Source organism: Leclercia sp. (genome assembly GCF_036780805.1).
Taxonomy (GTDB): Bacteria; Pseudomonadota; Gammaproteobacteria; order Enterobacterales; family Enterobacteriaceae; genus Enterobacter.
Genome location: NZ_DAIQCE010000013.1, coordinates 18,797 through 40,091, shown reverse-complemented (window position 1 = coordinate 40,091; position 21,295 = coordinate 18,797). Strand labels below are relative to the sequence as shown.

Sequence of the window (21,295 nt, the reverse complement as noted above, 5' to 3'; positions counted from 1 at the left end):
CCCTCTCAGACTGCCGCCGCAGTGGCGTTATCGATTAAATCCAGCACGTCCTGCGCGGTACGGCAGGCACGTAAACGGTCAAAATTGGCTTCATCTTCAAACAGGTTGACGATCTGCATGATGCCCACCTCCTGGTGGGTGTTGGCATCAACGGCCGCCATGGTGATCAGGATATCGACCGGATCGTTATCTTCGTGGTTAAACACCAGAGGCGTTTTCAGGGTGACCAGGGCGAAACCGGTTTTTTTGACCCCCTCCTCCGGGCGGCCATGCGGCATCGCCAGCCCCGGCGCAATCACAAAGTACGGACCAAACTGCGCCACGCCATCAAGAATGGCCTGGTAATAGCGCGGCTCAACCACATCGGCCTTCACCAGCAAATCGACGCTTAGCTTTACCGCGTCCTGCCAGGTACTGGCTTCGGCCTGTAGAAGGATGGAATTGTTTTCGGCCAGCGAATCACGGAGTTTCATCGGGCCCCCTTACTTCACGTCTTGCGGGAAGTGTTCTTTGATCACCTCCAGCAGTTTTGGGCCAAAATCCGCAGGCGACAGCATGTTGCGCACGCCCACCACATATTTATTGCCTGTCACGCTAATTTCACCGGCGATATGGGTAGAGGCAATGATGATGTCCGCGCCGTTCAGTTCACTTTTGTATTCACCCACCGCGCAGCTGTTCACCGTGTGGTCAATGTTTGACTGGGTTAAAAACTGGTCCACTTTCATCTTCATGATCATGGAACTCCCTTGCCCATTGCCACACACAGCCAGGATACGTACGGTCATAGTCGAAACTCCTTAATGAGCAGAAACTTCTGCTGTTTGTTTTTCTGCATCTTCTTCCGCCCGCAGCGAACGGCCAGCGAAGAACATATAAGCCAGGGCAATGAAAATGATGACGGCCATAAAGACAATGCCGAGGGAGGCGAAGCCCTGCATCATTGGCGGCGCCAGAATTGACCAGTCCGCCATGCCCATCCAGGCGCTCATGCCGGTGAGCTTGACCGCCCACACGCAACCGAAGATTTCAATCATCCCCATCACCAGGCAGATTTTCAGCGCCGCGCGCCAGCCGCCAAAGTGGTTGGCAAAGACACCAATGGTGGCATTGGAGAAGAACATCGGGATAAAGCCAGGAATGATAAGGATGGACGAGCCGCAGCCCACCAGGATGCCCACCGCAATCAGCTGGCCGATGGTGCCCCACATAAAGCCCCAGACCACGGCGTTCGGCGCAAAGCTATAGATAGCCGCACAGTCGATCGCCAGCACCGCACCGGGGATCAGACGCTGGGAGATGCCGTTGAAGGCTTCAGACAGCTCGGCCACGAACATGCGTACGCCCTGGGTAATAATGAAAATTGCCACCGCGAAGGAGAAACCGGTCTGCAGGATGTAGATCGTCCAGTGGGTTTTACCCGCCATTGCCTGAATGACGTCGGTACCGAACGAGAGCAGGATCGCACCGAAGAAGATGGTCATCACAATCGCCGTCGAGACGATGTTGTCGTGGAAGATATTCAGCCAGCCCGGCAGCTTGAGATCTTCCACGCTCTCCTCTTTCTTACCGAGATAAGGCGCGACTTTATAGGCGAGCCAGGAGGCGAACTGCTGCTGGTGGCCGATGGAGAAGCCGCAGCCGTCGGTCACTTCCTGGGTCGGTTTGTACATCATGTTGGAAGTGATACCCCAGTAGAGCGACACCAGCACGGCGGTACAGATGATGGTGGTCCACATGGGGTAGCCGTAGATAAAGAAGAAGACGGCAATCAGCCCGGCCTGCTGGAACATGATGTGGCCGGTCAGCATGATGGTGCGAATGCCCGTAATCCGGCGCAGCAGCACATAAATAATGTTCAGCGCCAGCGCCAACAGCACGGCATATCCCACCCAGCTGTAGGCGTCGCCCATCCGTTCTATGGTGGCCATCATTGACGCATAGGTGTCTGATATTGCGCCGTTAATGCCGTAAACTTCGGACATTTTGGCCACGACCGGCTTAAACGTGCTGGTCAGGATGCCTGAACCAGCCTGCAACAGCATGAAACCGATGATGGTCTTAATCGTGCCTTTGATAATCACGCTCACGCTTTTGCGCAGCAGGATGTAACCCAGGCACGTCACAATCCCCAGCAACAGCGGGGCGTTAGTCATTACCTGATTGAAGAACACGGTAAAGACGTTGTAGAGGATCTCCATAACTCTCTCCAGAAATGAGAACACGAGGGGCAATCCCTGTGTGGTTGGTGCCATCACTCTATTAATCACAAATAATCACCACAAGATTGCATTTGATTATTTGTGACGCATCACGCAATTTATTTCCCTGGTGTTAGTAATGATTTTCACTACCGCATAGTGAAAACAAATTAATACATACAATTCATATAGTTAATTCTTAATACGCAGTAGTCTAACAAGAAAAATGCGGATAATCCGTGAGATCGAGCAGATAAAATTCCGCATTTTTGCCATTGCAAAGCGCTCCAAATGGTGACAGCATTAATCACAACAAATCATTATATGATTACATTTGATTAAAACCAGGAGTCAAAACGATGAGTAAAGTAAACACCATCACCCGTGAGTCATGGATTCTGAGCACCTTTCCGGAATGGGGTAGCTGGCTGAATGAAGAGATCGAGCAGGAAAAGGTTGCTCCTGGTACCTTTGCTATGTGGTGGCTGGGCTGCACCGGCATCTGGCTGAAATCAGAGGGTGGCGCGAATATCTGCGTCGATTTCTGGTGCGGCACGGGCAAACAGAGCCACGGCAACCCGCTGATGAAAAAAGGCCATCAGATGCAGCGCATGGCGGGTGTGGAAAAACTGCAGCCGAACCTGCGCACCACGCCGTTTGTCCTCGACCCGTTCGCCATTCGGCAGATCGACGCGGTACTGGCGACCCACGATCACAACGATCACATCGATGTGAATGTCGCCGCCGCCGTAATGCAAAACTGCGCGCCGGATGTGCCCTTTATTGGTCCGCAAACCTGCGTGGATATCTGGATCGGCTGGGGTGTGCCAAAAGAGCGTTGCATCGTGGTGAAGCCGGGTGACGTGGTGAAAATCAAAGACATTGAAATCCATGCGCTGGATGCGTTTGACCGCACCGCCCTGATTACCCTGCCGGCAGACCAGAAAGCGGCAGGGGTGTTGCCGGACGGCATGGATGAGCGCGCGGTGAACTACCTGTTCAAAACCCCGGGCGGTACGCTGTACCATAGCGGTGACTCGCACTACTCCAACTACTATGCCAAACACGGCAACGAGCACCATATCGACGTGGCGCTGGGCTCTTATGGCGAAAACCCGCGCGGCATCACCGATAAGATGACCAGCGCCGATATGCTGCGCATGGCGGAAGCATTGAACACCAAAGTAGTGATCCCTTTCCACCACGACATCTGGTCAAACTTCCAGGCCGATCCGCAGGAGATCCGCGTGCTCTGGGAGATGAAAAAAGATCGTCTGAAATATGGCTTTAAGCCGTTTATCTGGCAGGTAGGCGGCAAATTTACCTGGCCGCTGGATAAAGACAACTTTGAGTATCACTACCCGCGCGGCTTTGACGACTGCTTCACCATTGAGCCGGATCTGCCGTTCAAATCATTCCTGTAATTACCTCTTCATCGCCAGGCGCAGCGCCTGGCGATTCCATCTTTATTTAGTAATTTCAGGCTATTTCAAATATCATCTTTTAACATCAATTTATTTCGGAATAGCTCATGACTGAAGCACAGCGTCATCAAATTTTACTGGAACTCCTGGCACAAACGGGGTTTGTCACCGTGGAACAGGTGATTGCCCGGCTGGGCGTCTCCCCTGCTACCGCGCGCCGGGATATCAATAAACTTGATGAGAGCGGGAAGCTGAAAAAAGTCCGTAACGGTGCCGAAGCCATCAGCCAACAGCGCCCGCGCTGGTCTCCAATGAATATTCACCAGGCGCAGAATCACGACGAGAAAGTGCGTATTGCCCGGGCCGCCTCTCAGCTGGTGAACCCTGGCGAAAGCGTGGTGATCAACTGTGGTTCGACCGCCTTCCTGCTGGGCCGTGAAATGTGCGGCAAGCCGGTGCAGATCATTACCAACTACCTGCCGCTGGCCAACTATCTCATCGATCAGGAGCACGAAAGCGTGGTGATCATGGGCGGGCAGTACAACAAGAGCCAGTCCATTACCTTAAGTCCACAGGACAGCGAGAACACGCTGTATGCCGGACACTGGATGTTTACCAGCGGGAAAGGACTGACCGCCGAGGGGCTGTATAAAACCGATATGCTGACGGCGATGGCGGAGCAGAACATGCTGAACGTGGTCGGCAAGCTGGTGGTACTGGTCGACAGCAGCAAGGTTGGCGAGCGCGCGGGCATGTTATTCAGCCGCGCCGAGCAGATTGATCTGGTGATCACCGGTAAAAGTGCTGACCCACAGATCCTCCAGAAACTGGAAGATCAGGGGGTGAAGATCCTGCGCGTTTAAAGATGCTGGCGGAAGAACGCCACCGTGGCATCAAGGGCGGTCGGCGTGATGCGATGTTTGACGCCCGCCTCCCACAGACAGGTCAGATTTTTATCCAGCCCTTCATGCAGCAAGGCCTGCTGCAGACGGAAGGTCTCCGCGGCTGGCACCACATCATCCTCCTCCCCATGCCACAGCAGCAGCGGACGATCGGCCAGACGAGGTAGCGCGGTTGTCACTTCCCAGTCGGCAAGCGGAGAGACCATCGCGGCGAAGTCCGCAGGTGGCTGCGGGGGAAAGAGCGTGCGGGCCAGCGAGGTAAAGTAGCCAGAGCCCATCAGGCTTGCCACGCATTTCACCTCCGGATGGCGCGCCATGATGCCCAACGCGGTCATCCCGCCCATCGAAGCCCCGGCAACCGCAAGGCGTTCATCCGCCACCAGCCCGGCCTGATACAACCCATCCCGCAGCGCGGCAAACTCCGTGAGATTGCCATGCAGGATCGGCCAGAACTGGCCCAGACGGGCCTGCTCATCCCCCGTAAAGCGTGCGCCGTGATCCGGTGCGTCCGGCATGACCACCCGAAAACCGGCCTGCGCCAGGGCTACCGCAAAATAGCTGTAAACCAGCTTTGATGAGGTAAATCCATGATAAAAAATAACAACGGGCAACGGTTGAGACAGTTTTCCTGCCGGAACGGCGTGTACACTCTCATGGTCGCCAAATTGTCGTATTTCAAGTTCAATCATCATTGGGCCTCATGCTAAAGGGTGATTTAAAATGTTGAGAACTGGATTACGCTTTCGCACAATTTTCATTCGAAATTTACGCCACAGCTAACAATTTGGGAACATTCCCCCAATCCTAAATCAACAGAGTTCTACACTATGGCTATCAGGAAACGAGATATGGTTATGCGAAGGTTTGCCGCTTTATTGCTGATGCTGGTGTTAGGCGGATGTAGCGTCCTGGAAGGCACACCACAGCCTGCACCGCCGGTTGCCGATCACCCACAAGAAATTCGTCGTAATCAGACGGAAGGATTACAGCGAATGGGTACCGTCACCGCACTTGAGCGAGGCTCTCCCGCCGATGTGGAAGATGCCATTAAAGCCAAAGCCGTCGCCGCGAAAGCAGATTATTACGTCATTGTCCTTATTGATGAAACTATCGTGACGGGACAATGGTATTCGCAGGCCATTTTATACCGTAAATAACGAGCGGTATTTAAACGACATTTACACTGCTTTGCGTCCATAGACGTTTTCCTGTCCACAATAAACTCCGTGCATATGGCAATGGAAATGAGTTTATTTGCGAAGGATTGCCCGGCGGATACCGGGGACACGTAAAATGGAGCTGACGATGAAACGATCTCTTGCTTTGACCTCACTGTTACTCTCAGCCGGTCTGGTGAGTACTGCCGCGCAGTCAGCCGAATTTGCCAGCGCTGATTGTGTAACGGGTTTGAATGAAATTGGGCTGATCTCCGTGAGTGATATCTCCGGGAGTCCGCAGGATGTAGAGCGCATGATCGCGCTCAAAGCAGATGAACAGGGAGCGTCGTGGTATCGCATCATTACTATGCAGGAAGACAATCATGCCGATCGCTGGCGGGTACAAGCCATTCTCTACGCCTGAAAAGCGCCAATAAAAAGCCACTAAAAAAGAGTGGCTTTTTAATATTTACAATTTTATTATCCTTGTCGTTACTACCCCGAGACATTCTTGTAACATTTTGTTACAGAAACCCCATAAATGTTATTCCCGCTCTGCCGTTGAAAAGCGTGACCTTTTTAACAATGAGCAATTTATGATCAACTTTTTTCGCCGTGCAGGTCTGGGCACAAAGCTATCGCTGCTTACCGGCTTGAGTGTTGCCACACTCTTTCTGCTTTTCACTTTTCTCCTGAGCTATAACACCAGTCAAAAACTCGAATCGCTGGCTAAAGAAGACCTGCATAACCAGTCCACCGGCGTGGTGGATATGGTGCAGATGTTTAATACCAGCCTCACCGAAGAGGTGGAGAGCTACACCCGCCTGTTCACCACCTTTTTGCCGCAGCCGTTGAGCCTTGACGTCAGCCAGACCCGCACCATCAACGGTCAGAACGTCCCGCTGCTGAAAGGCGGCGATACGGAACTCCATGAGAACAACACCACGCCCGATGATTTCCTGAATCGCACCGGTGCCATCTCAACGCTGTTTGTCCGCAGCGGCGACGACTTTGTTCGCGTGGCAACCTCGCTGCGTAAAGAGAATGGCGATCGGGCCATCGGCACGGTGCTGGATCATGCCAGCCCGGCCTGGGGAATGGTCAGCAAAGGTGAGGTTTATCGCGGCCTCGCCCTGCTGTTCGGCAAACGCTATATCACCCAGTATCAGCCGGTAAAAGATGCGGGCGGACAGGTGATCGCCATCATTTTCGTCGGGGTCGACATTACCCACTCGTGGAACGTCATGCGTGAGAAAATCCTCAGCCGCCGTCTGGGCGAGAGCGGCCACTTCTTTGTGCTGGACCGCAGCAATGGCAAAAACCACGGCCAGTACCTGTTCCATAGCGCAGATGAGGGACAGCTGCCGACGTGGGAGAACGCCGTTCAGCAGCAGCTGCTGGGGGATAAATCCGGCACCCTGGAGCGTCAGAGCGCCGAGGGTCGGACGCTGATTATGGCCTGGACGCCGCTCCCTGGCTGGAACTGGACCATCGTGGGCGAGGTGGATAAATCCGTCCTGCTGGCCGATGTCACCCGCCTGCGCGATCGCTTCCTGCTGGCCGGTGTTGTTCTGTCCGCGCTCTTCGCCATGCTGTTCGTGTTCATTATCCGCCGCTGGCTTTCACGCCCGCTGCGCGATGTGATCGGTCTGGCAGAACAGTATGCCGCAGGCGATCTGCGCGCCACCCTGCCAGCCACTCGTCAGGATGAGGTGGGTCAGCTGATCAATGCCATCAACGGCATTGGCGGCGGGCTGCAAAAAATCGTGCTGCAGGTGCGCGAAGCCGCGGGGGATATCCATCTGGGCACCAACGCCCTGGCGGCGGATACCGGCGAGATCTCAGAGCAGATCAACAAGCAGGCCAGCAGCGTGGAAGAGACCTCCGCCAGCATGGAGCAGCTGGCAGCCAGCGTGCAGCAGAATGCGGCCAATATGGAGCAGACCCAGCAGCTGGTGGGCGAAACCTCACGAGCGGTGCATCAGGGCGGGGAGACCGTCAGCAATGCTGTCGCCACCATGGATGATATTCGTGAAGCATCGAAACGTATCGAAGCTATCACCCGGGTGATTGAGGGTATCGCTTTCCAGACCAATATCCTGGCGCTCAACGCCGCCGTAGAAGCCGCCCGGGCAGGCGAGCACGGCAAAGGCTTCGCCGTGGTAGCCCAGGAAGTTCGCGCCCTGGCAGCGCGCAGCGCCAACGCGGTGAAGGAGATTGAACAGCTGATTGGCGATACGCTCAGCAAGGTAAGCGAGGGCCACGCCCTGTCGGAGCAGACCCGGCATGCGATGGAGAGTATCATTGTGCACATCGACAATATCAATCAGCTGGTCACGGAGATTAACCATGCCTCCCGCGAGCAGTCGGCAGGCATTGGTCAGGTGAACCTGGCGATGACGCATATCGGCGAAGCGTCGCATATCAACGCCGACCGCGTCTCGCGCAGTGAACAGACGGCGCAGGTCCTGCGCGGGAAGGGTTCCCACCTGACCGATCTGGTCAGCCTGTTCCGCCTGTAAGGATCAGGCCACGCCGCCCGTGGCGCGCAGCAGCAGGTCGTCCTGGACCTGTTCGCTGAGCAGGGATCCCCCGCGGGCATCGAGCATTTCCCGGCACCAGGCCTGCGCCACCGGCGGTGACGCATGGCGCAACATCTGCGCCCCCGCGCCCAGCAGGCAGATCTGCCGGGCGATCTCCCTGCCCTGCGCCTCCTGGGGTTTACGCAGCTTCTGCTGTAACTGACGCCAGCTGCGATCGAAGTGCCGATCCTGCCCCTTCACCCCGGCAAAATCATCGGCCAGCAGATCCATCACCGCAGGCTGCTTTGCCAGCACCCGCAGCACGTCCAGCCCCATGATATTGCCCGATCCCTCCCAGATACTGTTGACCGGCATCTCCCGGTACAGACGCGGCAGCTCGCTCTCTTCGCAGTAGCCAATCCCGCCGAGGACCTCCATCGCTTCGGCAACGAACGGGATCCCCGCTTTACAGATGGTCAGTTTTGCGGCCGGGGTAAACAGCCGCGCCCACAGGGCTTCGTGCTCGCTCTCCCGGCGATCCCAGGCCCGCGCCAGGCGGAACAGGAGCGCCGTTTGCCCCTCCAGCTGTAGCGCCATGCGGCTTAGCACATCGCGCATCAGCGGCTGATCGATCAGGTTTTTGCCAAAGGTCTGCCGCTGGTGGGCATGATACAACGCCACCGAGAACGCCCGTCGCATCAGGCCGTGGCTGCCGAGCGCGCAGTCAAATCGGGTGAGGCCGCTCATCTTCAGGATCTGGCGCACCCCTTCCCCCTCTTCGCCCAGCAGCCAGCCGCTGGCGTCGAGAAACTCGGCTTCGCTGCTGGCGTTGGAGCGGTTGCCCAGCTTGTCTTTCAGTCGCTCCAGATGCACGGCATTGCGCAGGCCGTCAGGCAGAAAACGCGGAACGAAGAAGCACGACAGGCCGCCTTTCGCCTGCGCCAGCACCAGGTGCGCATCGCTTTGCGGCACCGAGAAAAACCACTTATGGCCCACCAGCCGGTAGCTGCCGTCGCTGCAGCGCTCTGCCCGGGTGGTGTTGCTGAGGACATCCGACCCGCCCTGCTTCTCCGTCATTCCCATACCAATCAGCAGTCCCCGTTTTTGATTGCCCGGCGCCAGATGGGAGTCATAGCGGTCGCTAAGGAGCGGCGTCAGCCAGTCGTGAAAGGCGCGCGGTAACGCCTGTTGCAAAAGCGGCGTGGCGGCGTGGGTCATGGTGATGGGGCAGAGCGTGCCGGCTTCCACCTGCGCATGCAGGATAAATCGCGCCGCCCGGGCAACGAAGGCCCCTTTTCGCGCCTCCTCTTCCCACGCCAGGTTATGCACCCGGTTGGCGCAGAGTCCCTGCATCAGCAGGTGCCACGCGGGATGAAAGCGCACGTCATCCAGCCGGGTGCCGCTGGCGTCAAAGCGCAGCAGCTCGGGTGGATTGACGTTGGCAAGGCGGCCCAGCTCCAGCGATTCTGCGGTACCCAGCTGCTGGCCGATGCTGGCGAGCAGCTCGGCGTCCCAGTCAGCGCCTTCACGGCTGACCGCTTCACACAGGGCACGATCGGAAAGAAAAAGGTTGCTGTTGGTGAGTGGCGCAGGCTGATTAAAAACAGTGTGCGTCTGCCAGTGCATAATGTATCCCTCCTTCTATGGCAATAAGGTAATTATGGACAGAGCGGGCAGCCGCTGCATGCCAGCGGGCGCAAAATTTCACCCTCCGCAAGCGTGAATCTGGTCACACAATGAACGAATAATAAATTTCTTATCTGCATTTATAGTGAATAATTTATTCTTACCCTCATGGAGAGAATAACAATGCAATCCACCCAGCGGGCGCCGGATGCCCATAAGCGCGCATTAGTCGCGGGCTCAATTGGTAACTTTATCGAATGGTATGAATTTGCGGTGTACGGTTTTCTGGCCACCGTGATTGCGAAAAACTTTTTCCAGCTCAGCGGCGAAGCCGGGCTGACCAGCCTGATCCTCACCTATGCCTCGTTTGCCATCGCCTTTTTCTTTCGTCCGTTGGGCGCCATCGTCTTCGGGCGGATCGGCGATCGTATCGGGCGTAAGCCCACGCTGATCGTCGTGCTGGTGATGATGACCCTGGCCACCGCCGCGATTGGTCTCGTGCCGGTGTATGCCAGCATCGGTATTGCCGCCCCGCTGATGATCACCGGCCTGCGCATCCTGCAGGGGCTGTTCGCTGGCGGCGAGTATGGCGGCGCGGTGTCGCTGATGACCGAGTTCGCCCCGCGCGGCAAACGCGGGCTGTACGGTGCCTGGCAGTCCTTTACCGTTGCGCTGGGGCTGCTGGCGGGCGCGGGGATTGTAGCGCTGCTCTCAGCGCTCCTGACGCCAGAAGCGCTGCATGACTGGGGCTGGCGCATCCCGTTCTTTATCGCCCTGCCGCTGGGGGCGGTGGCCCTGTGGCTGCGGGTGAGCATGGAAGAGACGCCGAGCTTCGTGCAGCAGCAAACCCAACCGGTGGTGGCGAAAGCCCGGACCGGCGACACGCTGAAAGCCATCGTGATGGGGATTGGCCGGGTGATGGTGTGGTCTGCCGCAGGCTATACCTATCTGGTGATCATGCCTGCCTACCTGCAATCGGCCCTGCATACCGGCTTTAACCAGGCGCTGCTGATTGCGGTGATCTCCAATATCGGCTTTGCGCTGACCATTATCCCGTCGGGGATCCTCAGCGACCGCATCGGACGGCGCACGGTGATGGTGATTGCCGCCGCCCTGCTGCTGATCCTCGCCCTGCCGCTGCTGAAAATCCTGCAGGCGGAGTCCAGCACCCTGGCGGTGAAAGCGATTGTGGTGCTGATTGCCGGTGGGCTGGTGGGGATGCTGGCAGGGCCAGGGCCGGCCATGCTGTCAGAGATGTTCCCGACGCGGGTGCGCTATACCGGACTGGGGCTGGCCTATTCGCTGTCGAACGCCATCTTTTCGGGCTGCGCGGGTTTGATCATTACCGGGCTGATAAAAGAGACCGGGAATCTGGATATTCCGGCGTATTACGTGATGGCAACGGCGGTGGTGAGTATTGTGGCGCTAATGACGCTAAGAAAGGACGACCATTTGCGGTCGCTGGAGGAGTGAGGTATATGCCGGGTGGCGCTGCGCTTACCCGGCCAGGACGATCACCGTCTGGTGCCCTCACCCCAACCCTCTCCCACGGGGAGAGGGAGAAAACACGAAAGGCCTTCTTTGAAGGCCTTGCTGTTTATTTCCCGCGCTGGCGGACCGCTTCAAACAGGCAGATGCCGGTTGCCACGGAGACGTTCAGGGACGAGACGCTGCCCGCCATCGGAATGCTGATCAGCTCGTCGCAGTGCTCGCGGGTCAGACGGCGCATCCCTTCCCCTTCGGCACCCATCACCAGCGCCAGACGGCCGGTCATTTTGCTCTGGAACAGCGTATGGTCCGCTTCACCGGCGGTGCCGACGATCCAGATGTTCTCTTCCTGCAGCTGACGCATGGTGCGCGCCAGGTTGGTAACGCGGACCAGCGGGACGTTTTCCGCCGCGCCGCAGGCCACTTTTTTGGCCGTGGCGTTGAGCTGTGCAGAGCGATCTCTCGGCACAATCACCGCGTGAACGCCCGCCGCATCGGCGCTACGCAGGCAGGCACCGAGGTTGTGTGGATCGGTCACGCCGTCGAGGATCAGGAAGAACGGGTTATCCAGGGAGGCGATGAGATCCGGCAGATCGTTTTCCTGATACTGGCGGCCCGGCTTCACGCGGGCGATGATCCCCTGGTGTACCGCACCTTCGCTTTTCTCATCCAGATACTGACGGTTCGCCAGCTGGATCACCACACCCTGCGCTTCCAGGGCATGGATCAGCGGCATCAGGCGTTTGTCTTCACGCCCTTTCAGAATAAACACTTCCTGAAAACGCTCCGGTGCGCGCTCCAGCAGGGCCTGCACCGCGTGGATGCCGTAAATCATTTCACTCATTAAAGGTACTCATGTGAGGCGGTGTGCGCCGGGTTAAATGGGGCCGTGAATGTCGTCACTTGCGCCTATTATAACCGACCCGCCGGTCAAATCGACTCCTGTCGGTATTAGCCGTTCACCGCCGCGCGCGCAACGCCCGTCGCCACCGGGTGCGCAGGCAAAATCGCGTTCAGTAAAAAGCGCGTATAGTCATGGCCCGGAGCCGAGAAGATGCGTTCGGTGTCACCCTGTTCCACGATCCTGCCGCGATACATCACCCCCACGCGATCGGCAATATGCCGGACGACGTTCAGGTCATGGGAGATGAACAGATAGGCCAGCCCGTACTCGCGCTGGAGCCGCATCAGCAGGTTCAGGATCTGCGACTGAATGGAGACGTCCAGCGCCGACACCGGCTCATCGCAGACGATTAACTTAGGCCTGAGGATCAGCGCCCGGGCGATCCCGATGCGCTGCCGCTGGCCGCCGGAAAACTCATGCGGATAGCGCGTGGCATCCTGCGGTCGCAAACCTACCTGCTCCAGCATCTCCCCCACCTGCGCTTTGCGATTGCCAATGCCGTGGATAATCAGCGGCTCTTCCAGGCTGTAGCCGATGGTGCGCTTCGGGTCGAGGGACGAGAGCGGATCCTGAAAAATCATCTGCATATCCCGGCGCACGCTGCGCCATCCGGCGGCGTTTAACCCGGCCAGCGAGCGTCCTTCAAACTGAATATCACCCCCGCTGGCAGGCGTTAGCCCCAGCACCAGCCGTCCGGTGGTGCTTTTCCCGCTGCCGGACTCCCCCACCAGCGCCCAGGTTTCGCCGGCATTGAGGGTAAAACTTACCCCGTCCACCGCAGGCACGGACTGGCCGCGCCGCTGAAAGGTTTTCGAGAGCTGGTTCACGCTCAGTAAGGGGGTCGTCATCTTATGACTCCTGTCTCTTCAGCTCGCCAGCAGCGAACCTGGTGGCTTTCACCGCCGAGGATGCGTAGTCCGGGGGCCTCTGCCCGGCAGCGCGGCTGCGCCAGCGGACAGCGGTCGGCATAGGTACAGCCCGAGGGCAGCGCGTGGAGGGAAGGCACCTGCCCGCCGATCTCTGCCAGGGCCGTTTTGGGCGTATGGTCTGCCGACGGGCGAGCCGCCAGCAGCGCACGGGTATAAGGGTGGCGGGGACGCTCAAACAGCGTCCAGACATCCGTCTCTTCCACCACCTGACCGGCGTACAGCACCACCACGCGCTGGCACAGCCTGGCTACCACGCTCAGGTCATGGGTGATGATCACAATCCCCATTCCGGTTTCATGCTTAATCTCATCGAGCAGATCGAGGATTTGCGCCTGAATGGTCGCATCCAGCGCGGTAGTAGGTTCATCAGCGATCAGCAGCGACGGCGAGGTGGCAATCGCCATCGCAATCATTACCCGCTGGCGCATGCCGCCGGAGAGTTCATGCGGCCAGGATGCGGCACAGCGCAGCGGATCGGGAATCCCCACCTGGGCGAGCAGAGCGAGGATTTTCGCCTGACGCTGCTCGCGGCTGAGCATCGTATGCAGCCGCAGGCTCTCACCAATCTGATAGCCAATCGTCATCACCGGGTTCAGGCTGGCCAGCGGGTCCTGAAAAATCATCGCCATATCACGGCCGCTCATCTGCCGACGCGCTTTTGCCGACAGCCTTTGCAGCGCGTTGCCCGCCAGTACCACGTCGCCCTCCACCCGGCTGGTACGCGGCGACAGCAGCCCCATCACCGCCTGGGCCGTCACGCTCTTGCCGCAGCCGGATTCACCGATAATGCCGAGGGTTTCGTGGGCATGTACATGGAAGGAGACGCCGCGCACCGGGGAGATGATCCCCTGACGGGTGGCGAAGCTGACCTCAAGATCCTTAACCTGCAGTAACGCCTCAGCCATGACGTCCCCCTTGTTTTAACAGACGTAACATCCGGCGCGGCAGCGGTTTCAGCCCGGGATCGGCACTGTCGCGCAGGTCATCGCCGATGATATTCAACCCCAGAATCAGCAGCACAATGGCCATGCCGGGGAAGAAGGTCATCCACCAGGCGGTAAAGATCACCGCTTTGCCTTCCAGCAGTAAATTGCCGAGGCTCGGCATCGGGGCCGGAACGCCAGAGCCGAGGAAGCTGAGCGCGGCCTCCGTCAGAATGGCCACCGAAAAGACCCAACTGACCTGGACGATAAACGGCGAAATAACGTTGGGCAGCAGATGCAGCCAGATGATGCGCGAGGCGCTGGCCCCCTGCGCCCGCAGCGCTTCGATAAAGTTTTTCTCTTTGATAACCATCGCCGCCCCGCGGATCACCCGGGCGATCGACGGGACATAGACCAGCGACAGGGCCAGCACCACGTTGGCAATGTTCGGCCCCAGCACGCCGACAATGGCAATCGCCAGCAGCAGGGACGGGAACGCAAACAGACCGTCGCAGACGCGCATCAATATCCGGTCGACCGGGCGGTACCAGGCGCACAGCAGGCCGATCGCTATTCCGGTGATGCCCGCAATCACCGCCACCGCCGCCCCCACCGATAACGACACCCTGACCGCCAGGGCGACACGCACAAACAGATCCCGGCCAAAGTTATCCGTACCGAACCAGTGCGCGGCGGAAGGGGCTTTCAGCCTGCTGAGCGGATCGATGCTGTAGGGATCGTAAGGGCTTAACGCGCTGGCAAAAAACGACAGCAGGACGATGGTCAGCAGTACCGCAGGCCAGATGAGCAGGGAGGGGTTTCGATGCAGGATCATTTCTCACCCCCGTCGACGGAAAGTCGCGGATCGGCCAGATAGCTCAGCAGATCCACCGCCAGGTTGATCAGCACATAGCAGACGGTGATCAACAGCACCACGCCCTGGATCACCGTCACGTCGCGCCGCTCGATCGAGTCCACGATCAGCGATCCGACGCCGGGAATACCAAACACGCTCTCAATCACGATAGTGCCGGTGACCAGCGAGGCAAAAGATTCGCCGCAGATGGTCAGAATGGGGATCAGGCTGTTTTTCAGGGTGTGGCGCAGCAGCACCAGCCGCTCGGGTACCCCTTTGGCGCGGGCGGTGCTAATAAAGGGCTCCTGCATCACGTCCAGCATGACCGCGCGGGTCATACGGGCGATCAACGCGGCAATACGTAACCCCAGCGCAAACGCCGGCAGGGTTAAATACCAGACGTTGAGCCAGAAATCCTCGTTGGTAGAGCGATACCCCACCACCGGGAACCAGCGCAGCTGCACTGCAAAAAAGAAGATCAAAAACAGGCCGAGCAGAAAGCCCGGCACCGACATCCCGAGCGTCGCCAGCATACGAATGGCGCGATCCAGCAGGCTACCGTGTTGCCAGGCGCTCAGCACCCCGCCCGCTAACCCCAGCACCAGCGCGATCGCCTGGGCATATAAGGCCAGCGCCAGCGTGGGGGTGAGATGCTGTAAAAACAGGGCCATGACGCTGGTATCGAGAAACAGCGAATGGCCTAAATTGCCGCTAAGCACCTCGCCAAACCAGCTGATAAACTGCGTCAGCATGGGCCTGTCCAGCCCCATCTGCTGGCGCAGCGCCGCGATATCCTGCGGGCTGGCATCATTACCCAGGATCACCAGCGCCGGATCGCCCGGCGCCAGATGAATCAGACAAAACACCACCACCGACACCACCAGCAGCACCGGTAGCAGTGCCAGCAGGCGGTGAAAGAGATATCTTTTCATCGCCTTCTCCCGTCAGGGTTTGGTTACGCTAACGTTCCACAGGATCGGGCCAATCAGATCCTGGTAGCCCTGCACGTTGTTTTTGATCGCCACCGCATCCGGCGTGGTGCGTCCCAGTACGATCACCGGCAGATATTGCCAGCTCAGCACGTTCAGCTTATCCACCAGCGGTTTGGCCTCTTTCAGCGACGGTGCCTGCTTGATCTGATCCAGCACGCTGTCGATCTCCGGGCTGTTGCTCAGGCCCGGGAATTTCGCCCGTGAATCCAGGAACGGATACTGATGCAGGACCTGACGCATGGAGAACTCCAGCGCGCAGAGATCGAAGTTTTTCGGATCCTGACGGCGCTGCAACACGGTTGGCCAGTCATACACGTCCAGGCGGGATTTGACGCCGATCTGCTTCAGTACCTGCTGGGCGACAATCGCCAGGTTATACAGCTCGGCGTACTCTTTGGTGGCGATGATCACCACCTCTTCGCCGTTGTAGCCCGACGCCTTCACCAGCTCGCGCGCCTCATCCAGCTTGTGCTGGTTCCAATAAGGTTTACCCGCCTCGCTGTACCAGTCCACCTGATCCGGGAAGCCCAGGGAGGGATCTTCTTTGAAGAAGCGCGGATCGCTGTAGCCTGCCAGCAGGGTCTGATGCACGTCGAGCGCCAGGTTAAACGCCTGACGCAGCTTCACGTTGGCAAACGGCCCCTGGTTTTTATTAAACAGATAGGTGATCAGCGATCCGCCGCCCTGAGGCTGGAACAGCGACAGATCCGGGGCGCTGCTCAGGGTGTCGATATTGTCCTTTGGCAGCTGGAAAACCAGATCGTACTCCCCGGTCATCGCCCCCGCCAGGCGGGTCGATTCGTCGGTGATGTAGCGGAACCAGATATCCTTCACGTCCGCTTTTTTCTGCCCCGACAGCCCGCTGGCAGGCTCTGTGCGGGACTGATACTGGTCGTAGCGGGTCAGATGCAGATAGTCGCCCGGCTTAAATTCGGCCAGCTTGTAAGGACCGGTGCCGACCAGCTCCGTCACCGGCTTACTGCCGCTGTTCGCCGCGTCAATAATGCGTTTTGGCATGATGGCGGCGATGTTCTTCACGTCGGCCAGCACGTTGAGGGTGATGAGCGACGGAGCCGCCAGCGTGAAGCTCACCGTTTTGTCATCCACTTTGTTGAACTGCACCCCGGCGAGGTTAGCTTTCCCCTGGGTGGAGACCGCAAGCCAGCGGTTCATGGAGGCCACCACGTCATCGGCGGTCAGCAGCTGGCCGTCGTGAAAGTGGATCCCGTCGCGCAGCACCAGAGTGTAGATTTTGCGATCGTCGCTGAGGGTGTAACTCTGCACCAGCTCCGGCACGGGCTCAAATTTGTCATTGATGGTGAACAGCGTTTCGAAGATATGCCTGTCCACATCCGAGGTAGCATTGTTGGTCGTCAGATAGGGATCCAGCGTGCCCGGCCGGTTACCGTAGGCGATATTCAGCGTCGCGTTGCGATCCACGCTCTGGGCGTGGGCGCTTCCCAGGGGTAAAACCGCCGCCAGCATCAGCGCGGCGGCAGAAAACAGCATTTTCATTATTATGTTGCTCCGGTAAAAGTTAAGCGGCCTGGGTGGTGGCACGCCCGGCGAATTCGTCTTTCGCTGCCTGCAGCAGGGCGGCATCGGTCAGCAGGCGTAACCCCGTGCGGGCCAGTACCTGTGCCCCCGTTACCAGCGCGTCGTAGCCCTGGGTAGAGTTAGCCGCTTCACGAAATGCGACGGTGTGACCAATCAGATCGTCCGGGCCAATCTTGATGTACGGATGCGCCGTCGGCACGGCGTGGCTGATGTCCCCGGCATCCGTCGAACCCAGCCCCTCTTTCTCTTTCAGCTCTACGCTCTCGCCTGCCGCGGTAAACTCCTCCAGCAGGACGTCGTTCAGGGTGTGATTGATATTGAAATCACGCGGGCCAACCTGATGTTCAATTTTCACAGTGGTGCCGGTAGCCAGCGCGACGCCTTCCGCAATGGCGCGGATCCGCGGCTCCAGCGCGAGCACCTCTTCCCGGGTGTGGGCGCGGATGTAGTAATGGGCGGAGGCGTATTCCGGGATCACGTTCGGGGCCTGGCCGCCGTTTGTGATGATGCCATGCACGCGGATACCGTCCGGCAGCTGCTGGCGCAGCACGCTGATGCCGTTGTAAAGCAGCACCAGAGCATCCAGCGCATTGACGCCTTTATGCGGTGAGCTGCCTGCGTGAGAAGGCTTGCCGTAGAAGTGGAAATAGAGATGATTGTTGGCCAGCGACGGGCCGGAGAGCCGCGTTTTGCCCGCCGGATGCACCATCAGGGCCGCATCGACATCCTTCAGGAAACCGTGCTCCACGAAGCGGGCTTTCACATTGCCGTTCGGCCCCCCTTTGCCCCGGAGTCCACCCTCTTCTGCCGGGGTGCCAAGCACCACCACTTTGCCACCGGTACTGGCCAGCGTTTCACCAACCGCAATCGCCGCGGCAATGCTGGTAACGCCGATGATGTTATGTCCGCAGGCATGGCCGATATCGATCAGCGCATCGTATTCGGCGAGATAAGCAATGGTCGGGCCGGGCTTGCCGCTCTCTTTCACCGCATAAAAAGCGGTTTCATGGCCGGCAACGTTCAGGGTGACGGTAAAGCCGTGCTTTTCCAGCAGCTGCGTCAGAAGTTTGCTGGCGTAATATTCGTTATTGCCGGTTTCCGGATGGGCATGAATATCTTTGGCGATCGCCACATACTCGTCCCGGTGCTGCTGAATACTTGTTTCAAGACGGTCTCGTAATTCGCTGTTGCTCATTGCTTCCACCTCAGTGATGACAGTTGATTCATTCCCGACACCGGGAATCGCGTTTAACCTAAATGCCGCTTTGCCTCCTGGCGCACCCGGTGGAGGACGTGATGCTTGATCTCGCCGTAGCGCGGGTGTCCGGCAAGGGTCTCGATGTCGCGTTCACGCCCGAACGGCAGGACGATCTCTTCGACAATTTTTCCCGGTTTTGCCGACATGATCAGGATCCGATCGGCGAGGAACAGCGCCTCTTCCACGTCATGGGTGACAAACAGCAGCGTGGTGCCGGTGGACAGCCAGGCCTCACGCAGCAGCTCCTGCATCATCAGACGGGTTTGCGCATCCAGCGCGCCAAAAGGCTCGTCCAGCAGCAGTACCTCCGGCTCCGGCAACCAGGCCCGGGCCAGCGCCACGCGCTGCTTCATGCCGCCGGACAGCTGCCAGGGGGCGTGATGCTCAAACCCCTTCAGCCCCACGCGCTCCAGCCAGCCCTGCGCCTGAGCATTGGTTTCATCCTTGCGATGTTTGCCAAGGCGCGGGCCAAAGGTGACGTTCTCCAGCACCGACAGCCACGGAAACAGGTTCGGCTGCTGGAAGATCATCCCGCGGTCCGGGCCCGGCTCGCGCACCGGTTTCCCACCCGCCACCACCCGCCCGCGATCCGGCTTATTAAAGCCGGCCACCAGGTTCAGAATGGTGGATTTACCGCAGCCGGACGGCCCCAGCAGCACCACAAACTCCCCCTTGCTCAGGGAAAGGTTAATATCTTCCAGCACCCTGAAGGGCTGCGGTTTCGCCGCAAAAGAGAGCGAAACATTTTCCAGCGTGATAGCACTCATTATTCTTTCCCCGCCCAGGGCACAATCAGCCGCTGCAGCCCCAGCAGTAAGAGATCCAGAACGTAACCAATGCCGCCCAGCAGCAAAATGCCGAGCATGACGATATCGGTGCGCAGATAGGCGCTGGCGTTGATCACCATCCAGCCAAGGCCAGAGCTGGCCGCCACCATCTCCGCCGCAATCAACGACGTCCAGCCGATACCAATCGACAGCCTGACGGTGGTGAAGAGATCCGGCAGCGCATCCGGCAGCACGACACGCAGGAAGATCTGCTTACGCGAGGCGCCCAGGGTTTGCGCCACGCGGATCCGCGAGCGGCCAATGCGATCCACCGCGGCGGCGGCACCCACCACCACGCTCAGGAAGGTGGCGATAAAGATCAGGAAGAATTTCGAGGCTTCGCCAATACCCAGCCAGACGACGGCCAGAGGGATGAGCGCGATTTTAGGCAACGGGCGCAGGAACTGGACGAACGGGTTGAGTACGGCGGCAAGGCCGTCCGACAGCCCCATCAGCAGCCCAAGGGGAATACCAATGGCGATTGCCACGGCAAAGGCGCTAAGCGCACGCGCCAGGCTGACCGCGATATGCTCCCAGAGCGGCACCTGACGATAGCCATCGGCCAGCAGCTCTTCCGTGGTCAGGCCGATATCGGTGAGCGAGGGCAGCAGCAGGGGATCCACCCACTGCTGCGTGGCCGCCACCTGCCAGACAATAAAGAAAACCGCCACCGACAGGATGCTGATGGCGATATGGTGACTCAATCTCATTGCGCTGCTACCGCCGCATCGCGAATGTAGCGTGACTCAATCGCCGTATCCCAGTTGGCCGGAATATCACGTTTACGGATCTCACCGATGCCCGCCAGGAAGCTGGAGGTTTTGGTCAGCGCTTTGCCAATGCCGCTGTCGGTGGTTTGGGTACCGTTACCCAGCCAGTCTGCGGTGCCCTGCTGCGCCAGGGTCGGGTACTCCAGCCCACCAAGGGTATTCGCGGCGGTGGTCACCGGAGCCCCCACTTCTTTGGCGACAATCGCCGCGGCACGTTCCGGGTCTTTCTTAAACTCGTCGACTTTTTGCTGATGCACGCGCAGGAAAGCGGTCACCGCCTGCGGATACTGCTCGGCAAAAGCCTTGCGCACCACGTAGTTGTTGTAGATCAGATAGCCATCTTTCTGCAGATCTTTGGTGGCAAACACCTGATGCCCGCCGGAGGACTCCAGCTCCTGAGCAAACGGTGCCCAGACGTAGCCCGCATCAATATCACCCCGTTTCCAGGCAGCGACCATCTCTGCCGGACGCAGCGGCAGCAGGGTAATTTTGCTGCGGTCGAGTTTATTGACGCTGATCGCCGCTTCCAGGGCATACTGCGCGGTCGAGTTCGGCGGGTAGGCCACGCGTTTCCCTTCGATATCCTTGATGCTGGCAATGCCGTCTTTGCCGATCAGGCGCTCATAGCTGGCGATGACGCCAGAGACGCCGATAATTTCTACCGGCAGCTTTCTGACAATCCCCGCCGTAGCCGGACTTGAACCAAAGTTGGCAATATCAATGGCGTTACTGGCGAAATAATTTAACGCGTCGGCACCCGAGGCAAATTGCACCCATTTCACTTTGCTGTTTAACGCTTTATCCAGCGAGCCGTCGGCTTTTGCCAGCATTAATACCTGGGAACCGCCGCTGAATGCCACGCGAACTTCAGCAGGCGCGTCGGCATAACTGAAATTTGCCCACAAACCACCCGCTGCAATTAATAAGCAGAGACTTTTCTTCATTTTATTTTCCTGTGA

The 21,295-nt window shown here is 58.6% G+C and carries 21 protein-coding genes; 6 read left to right on the top strand and 15 right to left on the bottom strand.

Annotation, left to right across the window (positions count from 1 at the left end):
• Positions 1-5: 5 nt before the first annotated feature.
• The 3 genes from ulaC to ulaA are packed head-to-tail and all read right to left on the bottom strand — an operon-like array spanning position 6 to position 2,201.
• Positions 6-473: a PTS ascorbate transporter subunit IIA gene (ulaC, locus tag V7Q49_RS20485; RefSeq protein WP_333854767.1), complete on the bottom strand. Its 468-nt coding sequence runs from the start codon at positions 471-473 to the stop codon at positions 6-8.
• Positions 474-482: 9 nt separating this feature from the next.
• Entirely contained in the window at positions 483-788 is a 306-nt protein-coding gene (ulaB, locus tag V7Q49_RS20480) for a PTS ascorbate transporter subunit IIB (protein WP_108476136.1), read from the bottom strand.
• 12 nt (positions 789-800) lie between these two features.
• Positions 801-2,201 carry a PTS ascorbate transporter subunit IIC gene (ulaA, locus tag V7Q49_RS20475; protein WP_333854766.1) on the bottom strand — a complete coding sequence of 467 codons (1,401 nt, stop codon included), beginning with the start codon at positions 2,199-2,201 and terminating at the stop codon, positions 801-803.
• A gap of 359 nt (positions 2,202-2,560) precedes the next feature.
• On the opposite strand from ulaA, the gene ulaG reads away from it, so the two are divergent.
• Entirely contained in the window at positions 2,561-3,625 is a 1,065-nt protein-coding gene (ulaG, locus tag V7Q49_RS20470) for an L-ascorbate 6-phosphate lactonase (RefSeq protein WP_333854765.1), read from the top strand.
• Between the two features lie 107 nt (positions 3,626-3,732).
• The gene (gene ulaR / locus V7Q49_RS20465) at positions 3,733-4,488 is read left to right on the top strand and encodes an HTH-type transcriptional regulator UlaR (RefSeq protein WP_333854764.1); all 756 of its coding nucleotides are present in this window, start codon (positions 3,733-3,735) and stop codon (positions 4,486-4,488) included.
• On the opposite strand, the gene yjfP is transcribed toward ulaR, so the two are convergent.
• Positions 4,485-5,216, bottom strand: coding sequence for an esterase (gene yjfP / locus V7Q49_RS20460; RefSeq protein ID WP_333854820.1), 732 nt, complete (start codon positions 5,214-5,216; stop codon positions 4,485-4,487). The two genes, ulaR and yjfP, sit on opposite strands and share 4 nt — an antisense overlap.
• 138 nt (positions 5,217-5,354) lie before the next feature.
• Between yjfP and bsmA the strand changes: the two genes are divergently transcribed.
• The 3 genes from bsmA (at position 5,355) to V7Q49_RS20445 (ending at position 8,206) form a co-directional block, all read left to right on the top strand.
• Entirely contained in the window at positions 5,355-5,684 is a 330-nt protein-coding gene (gene bsmA / locus V7Q49_RS20455; protein WP_333854763.1) for a biofilm peroxide resistance protein BsmA, read from the top strand.
• Positions 5,685-5,820: 136 nt separating this feature from the next.
• Positions 5,821-6,108, top strand: coding sequence for a DUF1471 family protease activator YjfN (yjfN, locus tag V7Q49_RS20450; protein WP_442913085.1), 288 nt, complete (start codon positions 5,821-5,823; stop codon positions 6,106-6,108).
• A gap of 172 nt (positions 6,109-6,280) precedes the next feature.
• Positions 6,281-8,206 carry a methyl-accepting chemotaxis protein gene (locus V7Q49_RS20445; RefSeq protein WP_333854761.1) on the top strand — a complete coding sequence of 642 codons (1,926 nt, stop codon included), beginning with the start codon at positions 6,281-6,283 and terminating at the stop codon, positions 8,204-8,206.
• Between the two features lie 3 nt (positions 8,207-8,209).
• On the opposite strand, the gene V7Q49_RS20440 is transcribed toward V7Q49_RS20445, so the two are convergent.
• Positions 8,210-9,832 (bottom strand): isovaleryl-CoA dehydrogenase, encoded by a 1,623-nt coding sequence (locus V7Q49_RS20440; protein ID WP_333854760.1) that lies wholly within the window; start codon positions 9,830-9,832, stop codon positions 8,210-8,212.
• Between the two features lie 183 nt (positions 9,833-10,015).
• Between V7Q49_RS20440 and V7Q49_RS20435 the strand changes: the two genes are divergently transcribed.
• Positions 10,016-11,305, top strand: coding sequence for an MFS transporter (locus tag V7Q49_RS20435; RefSeq protein ID WP_333854759.1), 1,290 nt, complete (start codon positions 10,016-10,018; stop codon positions 11,303-11,305).
• A gap of 124 nt (positions 11,306-11,429) precedes the next feature.
• Here the strand turns inward: V7Q49_RS20435 and rlmB are convergent, their stop codons facing one another.
• The 10 genes from rlmB to V7Q49_RS20385 all read right to left on the bottom strand — a co-directional run bounded on the left by rlmB (position 11,430) and on the right by V7Q49_RS20385 (position 21,280).
• On the bottom strand, positions 11,430-12,164 hold the full coding sequence (gene rlmB / locus V7Q49_RS20430; RefSeq protein WP_333854758.1) for a 23S rRNA (guanosine(2251)-2'-O)-methyltransferase RlmB: 735 nt from the start codon (positions 12,162-12,164) through the stop codon (positions 11,430-11,432).
• 107 nt (positions 12,165-12,271) lie between these two features.
• Positions 12,272-13,072, bottom strand: a complete 801-nt coding sequence (locus V7Q49_RS20425) for an ABC transporter ATP-binding protein (protein ID WP_333854757.1) — start codon at positions 13,070-13,072, stop codon at positions 12,272-12,274.
• Entirely contained in the window at positions 13,069-14,058 is a 990-nt protein-coding gene (locus tag V7Q49_RS20420; RefSeq protein ID WP_333854756.1) for an ABC transporter ATP-binding protein, read from the bottom strand. The genes V7Q49_RS20425 and V7Q49_RS20420 overlap by 4 nt, the downstream gene beginning before the upstream one ends.
• Positions 14,051-14,911, bottom strand: a complete 861-nt coding sequence (locus tag V7Q49_RS20415; RefSeq protein ID WP_333854755.1) for an ABC transporter permease — start codon at positions 14,909-14,911, stop codon at positions 14,051-14,053. The genes V7Q49_RS20420 and V7Q49_RS20415 overlap by 8 nt, the downstream gene beginning before the upstream one ends.
• A complete protein-coding gene (locus V7Q49_RS20410) occupies positions 14,908-15,864 on the bottom strand; it encodes an ABC transporter permease (RefSeq protein ID WP_333854754.1) in 957 nt (318 codons plus the stop codon). The genes V7Q49_RS20415 and V7Q49_RS20410 overlap by 4 nt, the downstream gene beginning before the upstream one ends.
• A 12-nt stretch (positions 15,865-15,876) precedes the next feature.
• Positions 15,877-17,439, bottom strand: coding sequence for an ABC transporter substrate-binding protein (locus tag V7Q49_RS20405; RefSeq protein ID WP_333854753.1), 1,563 nt, complete (start codon positions 17,437-17,439; stop codon positions 15,877-15,879).
• A 22-nt stretch (positions 17,440-17,461) separates the two neighbouring features.
• Positions 17,462-18,676 (bottom strand): M20 family metallopeptidase, encoded by a 1,215-nt coding sequence (locus V7Q49_RS20400; RefSeq protein WP_333854752.1) that lies wholly within the window; start codon positions 18,674-18,676, stop codon positions 17,462-17,464.
• 53 nt (positions 18,677-18,729) lie between these two features.
• A complete protein-coding gene (locus V7Q49_RS20395) occupies positions 18,730-19,506 on the bottom strand; it encodes an ABC transporter ATP-binding protein (RefSeq protein WP_333854751.1) in 777 nt (258 codons plus the stop codon).
• Positions 19,506-20,276 carry an ABC transporter permease gene (locus V7Q49_RS20390; RefSeq protein ID WP_333854750.1) on the bottom strand — a complete coding sequence of 257 codons (771 nt, stop codon included), beginning with the start codon at positions 20,274-20,276 and terminating at the stop codon, positions 19,506-19,508. Before V7Q49_RS20390 ends, V7Q49_RS20395 begins: the two co-directional genes overlap by 1 nt.
• Positions 20,273-21,280, bottom strand: coding sequence for a taurine ABC transporter substrate-binding protein (locus tag V7Q49_RS20385; protein WP_333854749.1), 1,008 nt, complete (start codon positions 21,278-21,280; stop codon positions 20,273-20,275). Before V7Q49_RS20385 ends, V7Q49_RS20390 begins: the two co-directional genes overlap by 4 nt.
• Between the last annotated feature and the right edge of the window lie 15 nt (positions 21,281-21,295).

Bases quoted from the DNA above. Each gene is read 5' to 3' on its own strand.
- rlmB (WP_333854758.1), bottom strand. From the start codon at position 12,164: ATGAGTGAAATGATTTACGGCATCCACGCGGTGCAGGCCCTGCTGGAG.
- V7Q49_RS20435 (WP_333854759.1), top strand. From the start codon at position 10,016: ATGCAATCCACCCAGCGGGCGCCGGATGCCCATAAGCGCGCATTAGTC.
- yjfN (WP_442913085.1), top strand. From the start codon at position 5,821: ATGGAGCTGACGATGAAACGATCTCTTGCTTTGACCTCACTGTTACTC.
- V7Q49_RS20395 (WP_333854751.1), bottom strand. From the start codon at position 19,506: ATGAGTGCTATCACGCTGGAAAATGTTTCGCTCTCTTTTGCGGCGAAA.
- bsmA (WP_333854763.1), top strand. From the start codon at position 5,355: ATGGCTATCAGGAAACGAGATATGGTTATGCGAAGGTTTGCCGCTTTA.
- V7Q49_RS20405 (WP_333854753.1), bottom strand. From the start codon at position 17,439: ATGAAAATGCTGTTTTCTGCCGCCGCGCTGATGCTGGCGGCGGTTTTA.
- yjfP (WP_333854820.1), bottom strand. From the start codon at position 5,216: ATGATTGAACTTGAAATACGACAATTTGGCGACCATGAGAGTGTACAC.
- ulaG (WP_333854765.1), top strand. From the start codon at position 2,561: ATGAGTAAAGTAAACACCATCACCCGTGAGTCATGGATTCTGAGCACC.
- V7Q49_RS20425 (WP_333854757.1), bottom strand. From the start codon at position 13,072: ATGACGACCCCCTTACTGAGCGTGAACCAGCTCTCGAAAACCTTTCAG.
- ulaR (WP_333854764.1), top strand. From the start codon at position 3,733: ATGACTGAAGCACAGCGTCATCAAATTTTACTGGAACTCCTGGCACAA.
- ulaB (WP_108476136.1), bottom strand. From the start codon at position 788: ATGACCGTACGTATCCTGGCTGTGTGTGGCAATGGGCAAGGGAGTTCC.
- V7Q49_RS20420 (WP_333854756.1), bottom strand. From the start codon at position 14,058: ATGGCTGAGGCGTTACTGCAGGTTAAGGATCTTGAGGTCAGCTTCGCC.
- V7Q49_RS20390 (WP_333854750.1), bottom strand. From the start codon at position 20,276: ATGAGATTGAGTCACCATATCGCCATCAGCATCCTGTCGGTGGCGGTT.
- V7Q49_RS20410 (WP_333854754.1), bottom strand. From the start codon at position 15,864: ATGAAAAGATATCTCTTTCACCGCCTGCTGGCACTGCTACCGGTGCTG.
- ulaA (WP_333854766.1), bottom strand. From the start codon at position 2,201: ATGGAGATCCTCTACAACGTCTTTACCGTGTTCTTCAATCAGGTAATG.
- V7Q49_RS20445 (WP_333854761.1), top strand. From the start codon at position 6,281: ATGATCAACTTTTTTCGCCGTGCAGGTCTGGGCACAAAGCTATCGCTG.
- V7Q49_RS20400 (WP_333854752.1), bottom strand. From the start codon at position 18,676: ATGAGCAACAGCGAATTACGAGACCGTCTTGAAACAAGTATTCAGCAG.
- V7Q49_RS20415 (WP_333854755.1), bottom strand. From the start codon at position 14,911: ATGATCCTGCATCGAAACCCCTCCCTGCTCATCTGGCCTGCGGTACTG.
- ulaC (WP_333854767.1), bottom strand. From the start codon at position 473: ATGAAACTCCGTGATTCGCTGGCCGAAAACAATTCCATCCTTCTACAG.
- V7Q49_RS20385 (WP_333854749.1), bottom strand. From the start codon at position 21,280: ATGAAGAAAAGTCTCTGCTTATTAATTGCAGCGGGTGGTTTGTGGGCA.
- V7Q49_RS20440 (WP_333854760.1), bottom strand. From the start codon at position 9,832: ATGCACTGGCAGACGCACACTGTTTTTAATCAGCCTGCGCCACTCACC.